Source organism: Brevibacillus porteri (assembly GCF_003013475.1).
GTDB lineage: Bacteria > Bacillota > Bacilli > Brevibacillales > Brevibacillaceae > Brevibacillus > Brevibacillus porteri.
Genome location: NZ_PXZO01000021.1, coordinates 36787 through 49787 on the forward strand (window position 1 = coordinate 36787; position 13001 = coordinate 49787).

Genomic DNA, 13001 nt, shown 5'->3' on the forward strand with positions numbered 1-13001 from the left:
TTCGTCAGGAGAGATAATAACATGGACTGGTTTTGTATCGATTTTTTAAATAGTGATTGGCGGGATTGGCGTGGTTCTGGTCGTGCGGAAAATCGTTTGGAGAACCAGGAATGGCTGTCATCCTTTTTACAAACATACAAGCTAACCGCTCCGCTTCCGATAAATGAGGAGTGTGCCGCTTCCCTTTTGCGGCTGCGCGAACGTTTGAGATGTATGCTGGAAGCTGTTGTCCGTGGAGACCGAATCCAAGAGGACGACCTTGCGGAATTGAACAGAGTTTTGGCTCAAGCCCCTTTTCATATACAGGTGTTGTATGTAGATGAGGAGGGCGTCTACGGGCAAAAGCAATCCAGCTCAACAGAGGGCTGGCCCCTCGTCATGGCACAAATTGCGGCTTCTTTCGCGGAGCTGCTTGCCCCGCAGCATCTGGAGCGAATCAAAATATGTGACAACGAGGATTGCCGCTGGGTGTTTTATGATGAAAGCCGCAATCGGGTGCGCCGCTGGTGTGATGACAAAATGTGCGGAAACCTGATGAAGGTGCGCCGTTTTCGGGAGCGACAGAAGGAAAAAGGCTGATGGAGCCATTACCAACGACCGTCGGGATTTTGTCTCTGACGGTTTTTTTCTAGGTTTGAGACATAATATATAGAACTATACATGGGAACGGAAACGAGGTGGGTAGGATGAGTCAAGCACGCAAAAAATGGTTTCAGGCACTCGTATTGGTGACACTTGGAGCGATTTGTCTGGCGATATGGTATTTGCAGCCCTATCAACCCGATCAGGCAGCATTAACGGCCATGCAAGGTGGTGAAGGGATTACGGTCATGGATACGAATGACTGGATTATTTTCCAAGGCGGAGAGTCACGCGAGCCGGGACTCATCTTATATCCAGGAGCACTGGTCAAACCGGAGAGCTATGCACCGATTGCCCGTGCTTTGGCAGGCTACGGCTACCATGTTTTTCTCGCACGAATGCCGCTGAATTTGGCTGTAAGTGATATGACGAGAGCCACACAAGTATTAAAGGCGTACCCGAATAAAACGTTTGTCATCGGAGGACATTCGCTCGGTGGTACTATGGCAGCTCAATTCGCAGCAAACCATCCGGACCGAATCAGTGGAGTATTTTTGCTGGGAGCGTATCCGAACAGTCAGGGGAACTTGAAGAAGGTGAATTTGCCTGTGCTGTCTTTACTCGGATCTCGCGACGGTGTGATCCATATAGAAAAGTTTGAGGAGAGCAAGCAATACTTGCCGGAGCGTACCGTGTACATGTCCATAGAAGGGGGGAACCACTCCCAGTTCGGAAGCTATGGATCTCAGGAAGGCGACCAGCCCGCTGCCATTACTCCGCAGGAGCAGTGGCAGCAAACGGTGGCAGCGATCAAGGATTGGCTGCTTAATGAGGTTACGATGATGAACGTGGAATAATACCGGATACAACACCTGTAATGCGAATGTTTTCCGAGGGGAGTAGCAAGGGGGTGTCTTGCTCGCGTGTGGTTGTAAACAGACATTCCAATGGATTGACGTCTGCTGCGATACGCACAAGGAACTGCCCCTCCTGTCGGATCAATACAGGTCTGTCTTTTACAGGTTCCATCGAAAAGTCTGAGATCAAGAGGGCGTCTCCGGGAAAAATACCGAGACCCCGAAGGCCGTCATCTCGCATGATGAGAGCAAAGCGGGCCACGTGATAGCTGGCTACCTGCAAGGAGGGTAACAGCGACAGCTCCTCGTCTTGGTCCAAGGCGAGATCAAAAAAATGAGTCGTGTATGCATCTCCGGCAATAAAGACTCGTTTCATCAGGTTTCGCCTCCTACATAATAGCGTCGTAATTTACCCATAGACGGGAAAGCCTTTGGCATACATACGGCTCAGTATGCGCTCAAAACGGGCACGGGCAAGAGGCATCGGTACCTGAAAGCGCTGAGCCAACATAGCTGGAGCGTTGTATCGAGAACAATCAGCAAGCAAGGGGCTCATCATGTAAATGGGAAGCAGCAAATGCTCGGCAAAATGATTCGCCTGCGATTCTTGCCAGTCAATCATCCATTCGCTGCTCTGGGGCTGAATGCCTTCATGAAGGAGCAAATGGCCGAGTTCATGCGCGATTTTAACCCGTTGGGTTGCCAGATCGAGTCGCTCGTCCACCGCAATGACATAACGTCCCGGCAAAAAAGGATGCGCGTGTGCACGACTCCTGCCGCAAATACGATGGATCTCGATGCCGTACGTCTCACACAGCAGTTGCAGATCGATTTGTTCGGGCGAATCGATGCCGTGATGCTGAAGCAGCAAGTACACGCGACTCTCGAGCCATGTTTGCGGTTCGCAGATTTCTTTCAAAAGGGAGTGAAGCATCAAGAACCTCCTAAATGAATGATGAGGAACGTACGTTCTACTTTTCGTTGAAAAGAAAACCCCGCACAGGGGTTATTTTTTTTTGATGTCTTCCGTGATGTCAAACAAAGACGGAGGTCTTTCTTCGCGTACTTTACTGACTTTCCACTGTTTCTTCAAGTCGTACCAGTAGCGGCGAATTTCTTTTTTCTCCTCTTCTGAAGCGTCCAGATACCCGTCTAGGAAATAGTAGTCGTCCGGGTCATCGATCTTTTCCTGCAAGAGCTCGTCCAACGAACGTTGATTTGTCTGCTCTGTTGTTGGGAGAATATAGGCCGTGACTTCATCTGTGCGACCCAACAACCAATCGGTCGTGACGTCCAGCACATCAGCCAATTGCCGCAGCATGTCATTCGGTGGTGTGCTGTGGTTGTTCTCGTAGTTACTGATCGTCCCCTTGGTCGTGCAGACATGCTCTGCCAACTCTTCCTGGGTCAGACCTTTTGTCTTACGAGCTGTGCGTAAGCGCTGAGATAGCATGAGCGAGCCAGTCCTTCCTGTGAGGATGTACAAATTTATTGTACTAAAAGAGAGAGAAAAAGAAAAGTATGGATATTAATTTTGTTTTCAACGAATTATGTACAAGCCTTTTGTACAAAATACAGATAAGGACGATGCAGGAACACTCGTTCTGTACAGCGACAAAAGGGGAGATCAAACATGGAAGATCAAGTAACAACCGTATTACTTCAGCAAGGGCCATTTGCTGCTTTGTTTGTCTGGTTGTTGTTTTATATTATGAAAGCAAATCGCGAGCGCGAGGGGCGTTTACAAGACTTGCTGGACAAATACAGCGACAAATATGATCTGATCCTCGAGGAATTGCGCGAGATCAAGGGAAAAGTAAAGAAATAACCCTTTTACTTATGTTGCCCGATTCCTTGAAGAGCTTATTCAGCAAAGGGGACAAATCGTTGCAGCCTGTACCAGACCTTGATCGGCCTTTAGCCATTCAAGGTCCTTTTTTACTTGCTGTGTCCTTTTCCACATCCACACGTCTCTCCTAATAAATGACCAATACTTAGCAAAAAGGAGCAGCATGACTATGCATCTACCCGTCGTCTACTCAACCATCTGTGAAAAAGCATTACAAAAAGTACTTCAGGAAGCATATCCAACTGAACAAATACAATCGGTTCACTACATGCTTCGAGGCATGAACGATACGTACCTCGTGGAGACGATCGATCAAAAACGAATATTCAGGCTGTATCGCAGCGATTGGCGAACAGAGGAAGCAGCAGTCGCTTTCGAGATGGAGCTGTTGCTCCATTTGAACAGACAAGGAGTATCTGTTTCTGTGCCAATTGCGGCCGGCTCAGGAAATCATGTCTTGAGACTGCAAGCAGCAGAGGGGAATCGCTTTGGTGCGCTGTTCACTTATGCCTGTGGCAAGGAGCAGGAGATCGATAGCGAGGAACTGAGCGCACGGTTTGGCAGAGCCGTTGCTGAGTTGCATGTCAAAGCAGAAGGTTTATCCACCCAACAAGCTCGCGAGGTGTGGGACGTCAAGACGTTGATTCATCGCCCGTTAGCCATCATCGAGCCACGTCTGCAGCATCGGAAGGAAGATTTTCAAATTCTCCAAAAGCTGGCGATTGAGCTGGAATCCAAGCTGAACGAGCATATCCGTGCGGGACTTGACTGGGGGATTTGCCACGGAGACCTTCAAGGGAATTTTAATACGAATTTTTGCGAGGACAACACCTATACCCACTTTGATTTCGACCTGTGCGGATATGGTTGGCGTGCGTATGATCTGGCTGCTTTCAAGCTGAGCCGAATATTGATCGAAGAAGATGACGAACTGGTGGAATTGCTATGGCGTGCTTTCCTAAAAGGATATACCGAGGTTCGTCCCCTATCTGAAAACGATCAGGCTGCGGTGTCTCTCATGACAGGTATTCGCCAATTGTGGCTAATGGGGCTTTGCATGCATGATCCTCATATCATGGGTAGCAGCGAATCAGATGATGCTTTCGTGAGGGAGAAGATAGAATTTTTCAGCAAATATTTCGCGTGAACGAGAAATGTTTTGCAAAGCGTTGTCAGAAAAACATGCGACCCGAAGTCAATGATAGGTAAGCCATACATTGACGAGAAAGAGGGAGAAACGCATGTTACCGTACATCGGAAGTGGCCACTACTGCTACGCAAATTCATCATCAATGCTTTTGGAGACAATTGGGGAGAAGGTATCGCCTGCCGTACTCGAGGTACTCTCCGGCGTAGGAGTTGGAGCCATCTGGTATGAGGAGCAGAAGGTCATTTATTTCGGACAAGTGATTCCTGACCGTGGTGTCAGTCATGCGCTAGAACTGCTTGGTTTTCGTTGGACGGAAAAGTCAGGAGATGCGGAGGGCGAGCCACCGTTGGCGGAATTACGGCGCGATTTGGAAAAGGGGCCCGTGTTACTCGGACCGCTTGATATGGGCTACCTGACTTATAACCCAAATGCTCAGTACTTGGGTGGCGCTGATCATTTTGTTCTTGCGTACCAGATGGATGATCAAGCGATCTACGTTCATGATCCCGCAGGTTTTCCTTTTGTCAGCCTGCCGTTGTCTCAGTTTGTCCTGGCGTGGAAGGCTGAGAAAATCTTTGATGGCCTCTTTTCCTACCATTATTGGACAGCACCAAAGCGTGTAGGCAATCCGACAGAGGAGGAGCTGGTTGCAAATGCGCTTCGTTTATACCAAGGAATCTATCAGGAAAGCGCAGCGGCGGAACCAAACCCTTCGATCCTATACGGAAAGGAAGCAATCTTGCGTGTAGTGAAGCGGATGGAAGAGGAAGGTGGACTTTCGCCAGCGGAAATGGGCCACTTATCCTATTTTGCTTTCCAGCTAGGGGCGAGGCGAGCGATGGATTTCGCTATATTTTTCTCGAAACATGAGCCGGAGCTGGCGGCGATCAAAGAGAAGCAAGCGAAGCAATTCGGACGTTGTCACACACTGACCGTAGAAAAGAAGGAGAAAGAACTCGCGGATGCCATGCGCATGCTGGCACATATTGAAGAAGAATTTCGCCAAGTGATTTGCGCCAAATAATATCGTTCCCCCAAGTGAGTAAGCAACGCTCATTGGGGGTTTTTCTTTAATTTAAATATTATTACTTTTTTATGATTCATGACAATCTCATCCCGGATGTGTTACCTTGTTATTCATTAGTCCATGCAAAAGAGACACAATCCATTCCACACGGACATTTTTGCCAACACGTAACGGGGGTTCAATTCATGAAACAGCTAGGTTTACTACCCAAAATCCTGATCGCCATTGTCCTTGGGATCGGGATTGGCTCCATTTCGCCGATTTGGGTTGTGAAAGGATTGGCTACATTTAGTGGCCTATTTGGAAATTTCCTCGGATTTGCGATTCCGTTGATTATCATTGGATTTATCGCGCCAGGCATCGGTGAGCTGGGCAAAGGGGCAGGGCGCTTGCTTGGGGTAACCACAGGGGTGGCTTACTTATCTACGATCCTTGCAGGAGCGCTTGCTTATTTGGTCAGTACGAGTATTTTTCCACACATTCTTGAGGTAGGTGGACTGGCGAATCAGTATGCCAACCCAGAGAAAGCACTGGTGAAGCCGTTCTTTACGGTGGACATGCCGCCGATTGTAGGTGTGATGACAGCATTACTGCTCGCCTTCACCCTTGGTCTAGGGGCGACTGTCATCAAAGGGAACGCCCTGCAAAATGTGATGGTAGACTTGAGAGATATCGTAGAGAAGCTCATTGCTTCCGTCATTATCCCGTTGCTTCCATTCCATATCCTGTCTGTATTTTCCAACCTGACCTATGGTGGACAAGTCACGATGATTTTGTCCGTGTTCGTTAAAGTTTTCGTTATGATTATTGCCTTGCATCTATTCTATCTGTTCGTGCAGTACTTGGTAGCGGGCCAGATGGGGCGCAAAAACCCATTCACGCTGATGAAAAATATGCTTCCCGCTTACTTCACAGCGATTGGAACACAATCCTCTGCGGCCACCATTCCTGTGACACTGAACCAGACCAAGAAAAACGGTGTGAGCGAAAAGATCGCGGATTTCGTTGTTCCACTCTGTGCGACGATCCATCTTTCTGGAAGCACGATTACGCTTGTCAGCTGTTCCATGGCAGTCATGATGCTAAACGGAATGACGACATCATTCGACGTGATGTTTCCATTCATTTTGATGCTTGGTGTAACGATGATTGCCGCACCAGGTGTGCCGGGCGGAGCAGTCATGGCGGCACTGGGATTGATGGAGTCTATGCTCGGATTTACTACCACGTTGACTTCGTTGATGATTGCTTTGTACATTGCGCAAGATAGCTTTGGTACCGCTTGTAACGTAACGGGTGATGGAGCGATTGCTGTGATTACAGATCGATTGAGTGAAGAGAAAGTAGCTTGATGATGTAATAGAAAGAAGTAGGGGAAAAAGACCTGTCCATTTTTGGATAGGTCTTTTTTTGTAGGATTCTGAGTGCTTATGCTATAACTCGACAAAGTTTTTGCGAGAAATTACACAAAACAACAAATAAAGGCAAAAAACATTATGTTTTTACAATTTTTGAATAAAATGGTATATTCCAATTATCCCATAATATAGGAGGCACTCATTGTGAAAAAAATCTTACTCGCATTGACACTAGTATTTGCACTATCCTCTTCCGCATTTGCTGCGAATACGGAAACAGAACCAAACGATACTATTGCAACGGCGGATACTTTAGAGGTTAACTCCTCTATCTCAGGGAAAGCAGATAACAACGATGTAGATATTTTTGTTTTTGTAGCAAACCAAACCGGAAAAATGAGAACGAACCTTACCAATAAGAACCAATCAGTAGCTCCATACGTTGTATTGGCTTCAGACAAAACTACCAGCCTTGCAGAGAGTTCCGGTGAAGCAGAATTTGAAGTTGTTGCTGGTGAAACATACTACATAAAACTCATTTCTTTTGGAAAGTCTGATTACACTCTCTCATTGAACAATCTGTAAATATTCTTGAAAAAATACAGATAGCTTTTTACGAAAGCAGATTATGGCTTGGTAAAAAGCTATCTTTTTATTTTGTAACCTGTGGCTATGATTGGGTGCTTCAAATTCCCATTTTCAACTAGTGAGAATTATATTATCATTGGGTATAATTCCATCATTCTACTTTTTGCGAAAAGGGGAATACATAACGCAATGTTTAACGAACGGAAAGCGTTACAAATGACATTGCAGGCCATGCTAGAACAGCGTATGGCACTGCGTCGACAGTATGTCGATCAGGACAAGCAGTTGGGAGCTGACATCAAGCAGCTTTTGAGCCGCATTCGTGAGTTGGATAACGAAGCCGGGATCGGAGACGATGAAAGCTCAGAAGATACAGCTATGCCGACAGAGGAATTTTCCGATGATCTGATGAAGCGAATGAAGGTGAGAAAGGCGCACATCCGTCACGATTATTTGGAAGTTGCAAAGCACATCGAAAACCTGTTACAGGAAGCGATGTCTCCGATGTCATTGGCTGATCTCTGTTCCGTGTTGAAAGCACGGCACCAGGTAGAGTTTGCGAGTCCCTACATTGGTGTACAGAAGTCATTAAAGTATCTACCCCAAGTAAAAGTAGAAAAGGACGGGCGGAAACTGATATTTTCACTTTAGGCAACCAGGGTGGATAAGCAGTTTCACGGGAGGCAAAACCCAAAAAAGGCGATGTGTCTATGCACAATCGCCTTTTGGTGTCTATTGATTTACTTGCTTATTGCAAGAAGGACTTGAGCATCCAAATGTGTTTTTCCAGGCCACTGCGGATTCCCAGCAGCATATCGGCTGTCGCTTCATCGTCAGCTTGGTCTGCCGTTTCCATAGCCAGCTTCAGCTCGTCTACGAGAATGGAGAAGTCTCTTGCGATCGTTTCTACCATTTGCTCAGCTGTTTCGCTTCCTTCTGCTTCGGTGATGCTCGCTGTGTTCAGACATGCAGCCAAAGTCGCTACAGGTTTTCCACCGATGGAGAGGACACGTTCAGCGAGGGAATCAAGATTCGCTGCTGCTTCGTTGTACAATTCCTCAAATTTTGAGTGGAGCGTAAAGAAGTGAGGTCCTTTTACATTCCAGTGAAAATTGTGTAGTTTCGTATAGAGGACTGTCCAGTTCGCTACTTGTTTATTTAGAACGCTGTAGAGTGTATTTTCCATCGAGAATCTCTCCTTGTTTAAAATGATTATTTATTTAAACTTATTATAAACTAATAAGGATTATTGTCAACACCCAGGAGGAAATTTATGCAGCAGCTGCGTATCGGTGCGGTTATTTTAGCGGGCGGAAAAAGCAGCAGAATGGGCTCGCCCAAGCAAAAATTACCGTGGAGGGACGGAACCTTTTTAACAGAGCTGGTAAAGGAAGTACAGGCGGTTGGTTTGTCTTGTTTCATTGTAGCGAACGATTTTTCGGACACTCAAGTGACACAAAAGGAACAAATTGATGAACAGCCTGTCACAATTACACCTGATCTGGTACCATCCTGTGGCCCTGTCAGTGGACTGGTTACTGCCTTTCGCGTAAGTTCCGAGGATGCTTTGCTGGTATTGTCCTGTGACCTACCTTTTATGGATCGTGGGCAAATCGCCAAACTTATTGAATTTGCGAGGGAGAGAAACGATTGGGATGTGATTGTCGCCCAATCAGAGGGACGAATCCACCCATTATGTGCAGTGTACCATCGGAGAACACAGACTAATTGGGAGCAGGCGCTGTTGTATGGACAGCGAAAACTGATGCGGACTTTAGATGAACTGCGCGTGGTGCCCTTGCCTGATGAATGGTTGGACCCTTGGGCTGTTTTTAATGTCAACACGCCTGAAGAGTACGAACAGGCCAAAATTGAAGAAGAACGCAGAAAGACAGGACATGCTTGAGGTATGTCCTGTTTTTTGTTTGGAAAAAAGAGGCTTTTCATAGAGGGCTATCATACAAGCGTTTCTCTGGACAAACCGTATAAATAGTAGTGATTGCTAATGAAAGGAGGGAATCGCAATGATAAGAAAGTGCAAAAAACAAGGCAAACACCACGACCACCACTGTTGCGGCAAAAAACACGACAAGCATCACGACCACCACTGCTGCTGCAAAAAACACGATAAGCATCACGACCACCACTGTAGTTGCAAGAAACATGACGATTACTACGAGCTTCACTGCTACTACAAAAAACACGATGAGCCGCATTGCTGCTGCAAAAAGCATGAACATTGCCACGATCACTGCTGTTGCTGCAAATGCCATGATTGCAAATGCCATGATTGCAAATGCTTTGAAAAACATGACCATCACTGTTGCAAGAAGTATGGAATCGATGATGAAGATGAAGAAGAGGACGACGACGAAGACGAAGATGATGACGACAACCATTGCAAGCATCACAAAAAGAAACATTGCTGCTGCAAATAAAAAATTCCCACGTACAAAGAACAAAAGCCCGAGAGATAACTCGGGCTTTGAGATTACCAACAGCTTGTCCCGCTTTTGATTGATTCCTCCTTTAAGGTAGGAGGATTCTCTGGGCTTGTGTATACACGTTCATTTTGTCATTGCGGATAAATCCGACAGCGGTGAGCTTCAGCTCATCTGCCAATTGTAGGGCGAGATCAGTTGGAGCGGACTTGGACAATATGATGCCAGCACCAATCTTGGCAGCCTTGAGCAGCACCTCAGACGAGATGCGTCCACTGAAGACAAGAATTTTGTCCGTGGTCGAAATGTCATCTCGCAAGCATTTCCCATAGATTTTGTCGAGAGCATTGTGACGTCCGATGTCGGAGAACTGAAGCAAAACTTCATCCGGTGTACAGAGAGCTGCATTGTGGACGCCACCTGTTTGGCGGTGGATCTCAGACGACGCTTGCAATTCTTTCATCAGGCGCATGCACTGAGCAGGGGTGACAGTTGTTGTGCTTTCAACGGGCTTTGCTGTGCGCGCATCGCTAAAAAAGTAAAAGGATTGTCTGCTTTTTCCGCAGCAGGAAGTAATTCTGCGTTTGGAGTAAAAGCTCTGCGACAAAATTGTTTCTTTATGCAAATCAACGTAAGCAAACCCTTGGGCCTCATTAATCGTAAGCTGTTTGATTTCCGAGTAGCTCTTGATAACGCCCTCGGCTGCGAGAAAACCGATGACCATTTCTTCCAGGTCGGCCGGAGTACATACGATTGTAGCGAATTCCTCATCATTGAGGAAAATGGTGAGGGGGTACTCGGTAACGATTTCGTCGTCTTCCCAGCCATGTTGGTCAGCCGAAATTTTCAACACAGGCAATCGGGTGGTGATGGTTAGTTCGGACATACGGGCCTCCTTTTTGTCGAAAATATGAAGTTTTTATGGCTATTTTGTGAGGAAAATATTGTCGAGTGAACGCTTACATGGTAGTATACTATGTGAGATGAAAAGTGTCATAAAATTTTCGTCTTTCCATGTATGCATAGCGTAAGGACAGATTGACACGGAGCAGCGACCCTGCCACCGATTATTTTGTAGCCTTGCAGAGAATTACATAGTGAACACAATGCTTGTTGATGCTGATGTAGCGTTCCTGCTGATGATTAACTGCTGTGTTTCATCGTAGCCCTCGTTTCCATTTGTGGAGACCTGGGTGAGTCGGTGAAATCAGCAGTTTTTCTTTTTTTCGAGAAGGCTGCTGATGGATCCACAGCATGCGAAAGACCATTGCGAAGGAGATGAATGATTTGGAACAAAAAGTGAAAAACCGCTGGCTCATCGCGTTGGCTGCGGTAGGCATCCACATCTCGATTGGATCGGTATACGCATGGAGTGTATTCACCAAGCCAATTACCGAGCAGTTCGGCTGGGACTTGCCAGACGTTCAATTTACGTTTAGTATTGCGATCTTGTTCTTGGGGCTGTCTGCTGCCTTTCTCGGTCATTATGTAGAAAAGCACGGCCCGCGCAAAGCTGGCATTCTCGCATCTATCTTTTTTGGAGTAGGAACTGTAGGGGCTGGCTTGGCGATTCAATTAAGCAGCTTGCCTCTGTTGTACTTATGTTATGGAGTGCTGGGTGGTATCGGACTTGGGGTAGGCTATATTACGCCAGTATCGACGTTGGTCAAATGGTTTCCGGATCGCCGTGGTTTAGCAACAGGTCTTGCGATTATGGGCTTCGGCTTTGCTTCCATGATTGCCAGTCCGATTATGAACGCTTTGATTGCAAATGTAGGTATCGCGAACACCTTTTATATTTTGGGCATTATTTATTTCGTTGTAATGTTGGCTTCGGCTCAATATTTGGCTCCACCTCCAAAAGGCTGGGTACCGGCTGGATTTTCCGCTGAGGGAAGAGCTGGCAGCAAGCAAATCAAAAAAGATTTGTGTCAATTGACTGCCAATGAAGCGATCAAGACACGCCGTTTTTACTGGCTGTGGCTGATGTTGTTCATCAATGTGACATGTGGAATCGCGGTTATTTCGGTAGCATCGCCGATGGCGCAAGAAATGGTGGGCATGTCTGTCGGAACAGCAGCTCTGATGGTAGGGCTAAACGGTTTGTTCAACGGTGGTGGACGCATCGGCTGGGCGTCTCTGTCTGATTTCATTGGACGACCAAATACGTACACAGCTTTCTTTGCCATCCAAATGGTATTGTTCTTCCTGTTGCCGAATTTGACCAATCCAATCCTGTTCATGGTTGCGATGTTTATCATTATGACCTGTTACGGTGGTGGCTTTGCATCCATTCCGGCATACATTGGTGACTTGTTTGGAACAAAGCAATTGGGCGCGATTCACGGCTATATTCTGACGGCATGGGCTGCTGCCGGCTTGGCAGGACCGATCTTTGCAGCATGGGTTCGCAAGACGACAGAAAGCTATACAGGAACCATGAGTGTTTTCGCGGGAATGTTCGTTGTCGCTCTGGTGATCTCGCTAATAGTCCGTCTGGATATCAAAAAACTGAAGGAAGAAGCCAAACAAAGAGAAAAGTCTGTTGAATTGGCTAGTTAATCAATGGTAAAGTTTAAGTAGAGAATGATTTGAAGTAAAGGTGATTTTCCTCGATGAATAAGTTCGAAGCAGAATTCAGTAATTTGGTCAGGGCTTTCCGAAAGCGCCATATGGGAAAGGGACCTAGCAAGATCAGCACCACGTTCTGCAAGAACTGGGCGATCTGCGAGATGGAAGGCAACCTTTCTCCGGTGGAAAAGTTCATCGCCACTTCGGAAGACGGAAAGCAGACATTACGAGCTGCCCGAACCGAAATGGTCAAAGAGATCTATCGGAAACACCAGCCAGTTGACATGGAAGCGTTTCTTGGAGCAAAACTCGTTGATCTTTTCGTCGATATTGACATTGAACGGGATTTTGGAATGTCGATCTTTGTTTTTGATCAAGACATCGAAAAAAGAATGAAAAACGAACCGTAAGTCTAAACGAAGCAGCGTTCCTGTTCACCGGCTTAGACGTAACGGAATTCGCGAAAGCAAACACGAAGTTGAGACTAGGTAGCGAACCTGCCGTAGACAACCACCGTGAACACGCTCTTTTCCTATAGGACAAGGGACGGTTTCATGGTGGTTTTTTCGTTTCAATGG

At 46.7% G+C, this 13001-nt stretch carries 17 protein-coding genes; 11 read left to right on the plus strand and 6 right to left on the minus strand.

What is annotated here, in order from left to right; translation table 11 throughout:
• The first annotated feature begins 21 nt into the window (after positions 1–21).
• Both C7R92_RS12965 and C7R92_RS12970 read left to right on the plus strand, forming a co-directional pair.
• The gene (locus C7R92_RS12965) at positions 22–579 is read left to right on the plus strand and encodes a CGNR zinc finger domain-containing protein (protein ID WP_106834522.1); all 558 of its coding nucleotides are present in this window, start codon (positions 22–24) and stop codon (positions 577–579) included.
• A 107-nt stretch (positions 580–686) separates the two neighbouring features.
• Complete coding sequence (locus tag C7R92_RS12970; RefSeq protein WP_017251976.1) at positions 687–1439, plus strand: alpha/beta fold hydrolase; 753 nt, start codon at positions 687–689, stop codon at positions 1437–1439.
• On the opposite strand, the gene C7R92_RS12975 is transcribed toward C7R92_RS12970, so the two are convergent.
• The 3 genes from C7R92_RS12975 to C7R92_RS12985 all read right to left on the minus strand — a co-directional run bounded on the left by C7R92_RS12975 (position 1417) and on the right by C7R92_RS12985 (position 2892).
• A complete protein-coding gene (locus C7R92_RS12975) occupies positions 1417–1815 on the minus strand; it encodes a hypothetical protein (RefSeq protein WP_106834523.1) in 399 nt (132 codons plus the stop codon). The genes C7R92_RS12970 and C7R92_RS12975 overlap by 23 nt on opposite strands.
• Positions 1816–1848: 33 nt before the next feature.
• Positions 1849–2373, minus strand: coding sequence for an ImmA/IrrE family metallo-endopeptidase (locus C7R92_RS12980; protein ID WP_106834524.1), 525 nt, complete (start codon positions 2371–2373; stop codon positions 1849–1851).
• A 72-nt stretch (positions 2374–2445) separates the two neighbouring features.
• Positions 2446–2892, minus strand: coding sequence for a helix-turn-helix domain-containing protein (locus C7R92_RS12985; protein WP_069846519.1), 447 nt, complete (start codon positions 2890–2892; stop codon positions 2446–2448).
• 180 nt (positions 2893–3072) lie between these two features.
• Between C7R92_RS12985 and C7R92_RS12990 the strand changes: the two genes are divergently transcribed.
• The 6 genes from C7R92_RS12990 (at position 3073) to C7R92_RS13015 (ending at position 8062) form a co-directional block, all read left to right on the plus strand.
• The gene (locus C7R92_RS12990; protein ID WP_017251979.1) at positions 3073–3267 is read left to right on the plus strand and encodes a BhlA/UviB family holin-like peptide; all 195 of its coding nucleotides are present in this window, start codon (positions 3073–3075) and stop codon (positions 3265–3267) included.
• Between the two features lie 184 nt (positions 3268–3451).
• Entirely contained in the window at positions 3452–4435 is a 984-nt protein-coding gene (locus tag C7R92_RS12995) for a homoserine kinase (RefSeq protein ID WP_244195738.1), read from the plus strand.
• 94 nt (positions 4436–4529) lie between these two features.
• On the plus strand, positions 4530–5462 hold the full coding sequence (locus tag C7R92_RS13000; protein ID WP_106834526.1) for a cysteine peptidase family C39 domain-containing protein: 933 nt from the start codon (positions 4530–4532) through the stop codon (positions 5460–5462).
• A 188-nt stretch (positions 5463–5650) separates the two neighbouring features.
• Positions 5651–6817, plus strand: a complete 1167-nt coding sequence (locus C7R92_RS13005) for a dicarboxylate/amino acid:cation symporter (RefSeq protein WP_106834527.1) — start codon at positions 5651–5653, stop codon at positions 6815–6817.
• A gap of 210 nt (positions 6818–7027) precedes the next feature.
• The gene (locus C7R92_RS13010; protein WP_106834528.1) at positions 7028–7408 is read left to right on the plus strand and encodes a hypothetical protein; all 381 of its coding nucleotides are present in this window, start codon (positions 7028–7030) and stop codon (positions 7406–7408) included.
• A gap of 192 nt (positions 7409–7600) precedes the next feature.
• Positions 7601–8062: a hypothetical protein gene (locus C7R92_RS13015; RefSeq protein ID WP_106834529.1), complete on the plus strand. Its 462-nt coding sequence runs from the start codon at positions 7601–7603 to the stop codon at positions 8060–8062.
• Positions 8063–8159: 97 nt separating this feature from the next.
• Here C7R92_RS13015 and C7R92_RS13020 read toward each other — a convergent pair whose 3' ends face one another.
• Positions 8160–8597 (minus strand): Dps family protein, encoded by a 438-nt coding sequence (locus C7R92_RS13020; RefSeq protein ID WP_069846504.1) that lies wholly within the window; start codon positions 8595–8597, stop codon positions 8160–8162.
• 87 nt (positions 8598–8684) lie between these two features.
• Here C7R92_RS13020 and C7R92_RS13025 point away from each other — a divergent pair, with 87 nt between their 5' ends.
• Positions 8685–9317 (plus strand): molybdenum cofactor guanylyltransferase, encoded by a 633-nt coding sequence (locus C7R92_RS13025; protein WP_106834530.1) that lies wholly within the window; start codon positions 8685–8687, stop codon positions 9315–9317.
• Between the two features lie 37 nt (positions 9318–9354).
• On the opposite strand, the gene C7R92_RS13030 is transcribed toward C7R92_RS13025, so the two are convergent.
• Positions 9355–9909 (minus strand): hypothetical protein, encoded by a 555-nt coding sequence (locus C7R92_RS13030; protein ID WP_146147612.1) that lies wholly within the window; start codon positions 9907–9909, stop codon positions 9355–9357.
• 31 nt (positions 9910–9940) lie between these two features.
• Entirely contained in the window at positions 9941–10738 is a 798-nt protein-coding gene (gene fdhD / locus C7R92_RS13035; protein WP_017251989.1) for a formate dehydrogenase accessory sulfurtransferase FdhD, read from the minus strand.
• A gap of 401 nt (positions 10739–11139) precedes the next feature.
• Between fdhD and C7R92_RS13040 the strand changes: the two genes are divergently transcribed.
• Positions 11140–12414 (plus strand): L-lactate MFS transporter, encoded by a 1275-nt coding sequence (locus C7R92_RS13040; RefSeq protein WP_026043355.1) that lies wholly within the window; start codon positions 11140–11142, stop codon positions 12412–12414.
• 53 nt (positions 12415–12467) lie between these two features.
• The gene (locus C7R92_RS13045; protein WP_007722503.1) at positions 12468–12833 is read left to right on the plus strand and encodes a Na-translocating system protein MpsC family protein; all 366 of its coding nucleotides are present in this window, start codon (positions 12468–12470) and stop codon (positions 12831–12833) included.
• The last annotated feature ends 168 nt before the right edge of the window (positions 12834–13001 follow it).

Bases quoted from the DNA above. Each gene is read 5' to 3' on its own strand.
- C7R92_RS12965 (WP_106834522.1), top strand. From the start codon at position 22: ATGGACTGGTTTTGTATCGATTTTTTAAATAGTGATTGGCGGGATTGG.
- C7R92_RS12970 (WP_017251976.1), top strand. From the start codon at position 687: ATGAGTCAAGCACGCAAAAAATGGTTTCAGGCACTCGTATTGGTGACA.
- C7R92_RS12975 (WP_106834523.1), bottom strand. From the start codon at position 1,815: ATGAAACGAGTCTTTATTGCCGGAGATGCATACACGACTCATTTTTTT.
- C7R92_RS12980 (WP_106834524.1), bottom strand. From the start codon at position 2,373: ATGCTTCACTCCCTTTTGAAAGAAATCTGCGAACCGCAAACATGGCTC.
- C7R92_RS12985 (WP_069846519.1), bottom strand. From the start codon at position 2,892: ATGCTATCTCAGCGCTTACGCACAGCTCGTAAGACAAAAGGTCTGACC.
- C7R92_RS12990 (WP_017251979.1), top strand. From the start codon at position 3,073: ATGGAAGATCAAGTAACAACCGTATTACTTCAGCAAGGGCCATTTGCT.
- C7R92_RS12995 (WP_244195738.1), top strand. From the start codon at position 3,452: ATGACTATGCATCTACCCGTCGTCTACTCAACCATCTGTGAAAAAGCA.
- C7R92_RS13000 (WP_106834526.1), top strand. From the start codon at position 4,530: ATGTTACCGTACATCGGAAGTGGCCACTACTGCTACGCAAATTCATCA.
- C7R92_RS13005 (WP_106834527.1), top strand. From the start codon at position 5,651: ATGAAACAGCTAGGTTTACTACCCAAAATCCTGATCGCCATTGTCCTT.
- C7R92_RS13015 (WP_106834529.1), top strand. From the start codon at position 7,601: ATGTTTAACGAACGGAAAGCGTTACAAATGACATTGCAGGCCATGCTA.
- C7R92_RS13020 (WP_069846504.1), bottom strand. From the start codon at position 8,597: ATGGAAAATACACTCTACAGCGTTCTAAATAAACAAGTAGCGAACTGG.
- C7R92_RS13025 (WP_106834530.1), top strand. From the start codon at position 8,685: ATGCAGCAGCTGCGTATCGGTGCGGTTATTTTAGCGGGCGGAAAAAGC.
- fdhD (WP_017251989.1), bottom strand. From the start codon at position 10,738: ATGTCCGAACTAACCATCACCACCCGATTGCCTGTGTTGAAAATTTCG.
- C7R92_RS13045 (WP_007722503.1), top strand. From the start codon at position 12,468: ATGAATAAGTTCGAAGCAGAATTCAGTAATTTGGTCAGGGCTTTCCGA.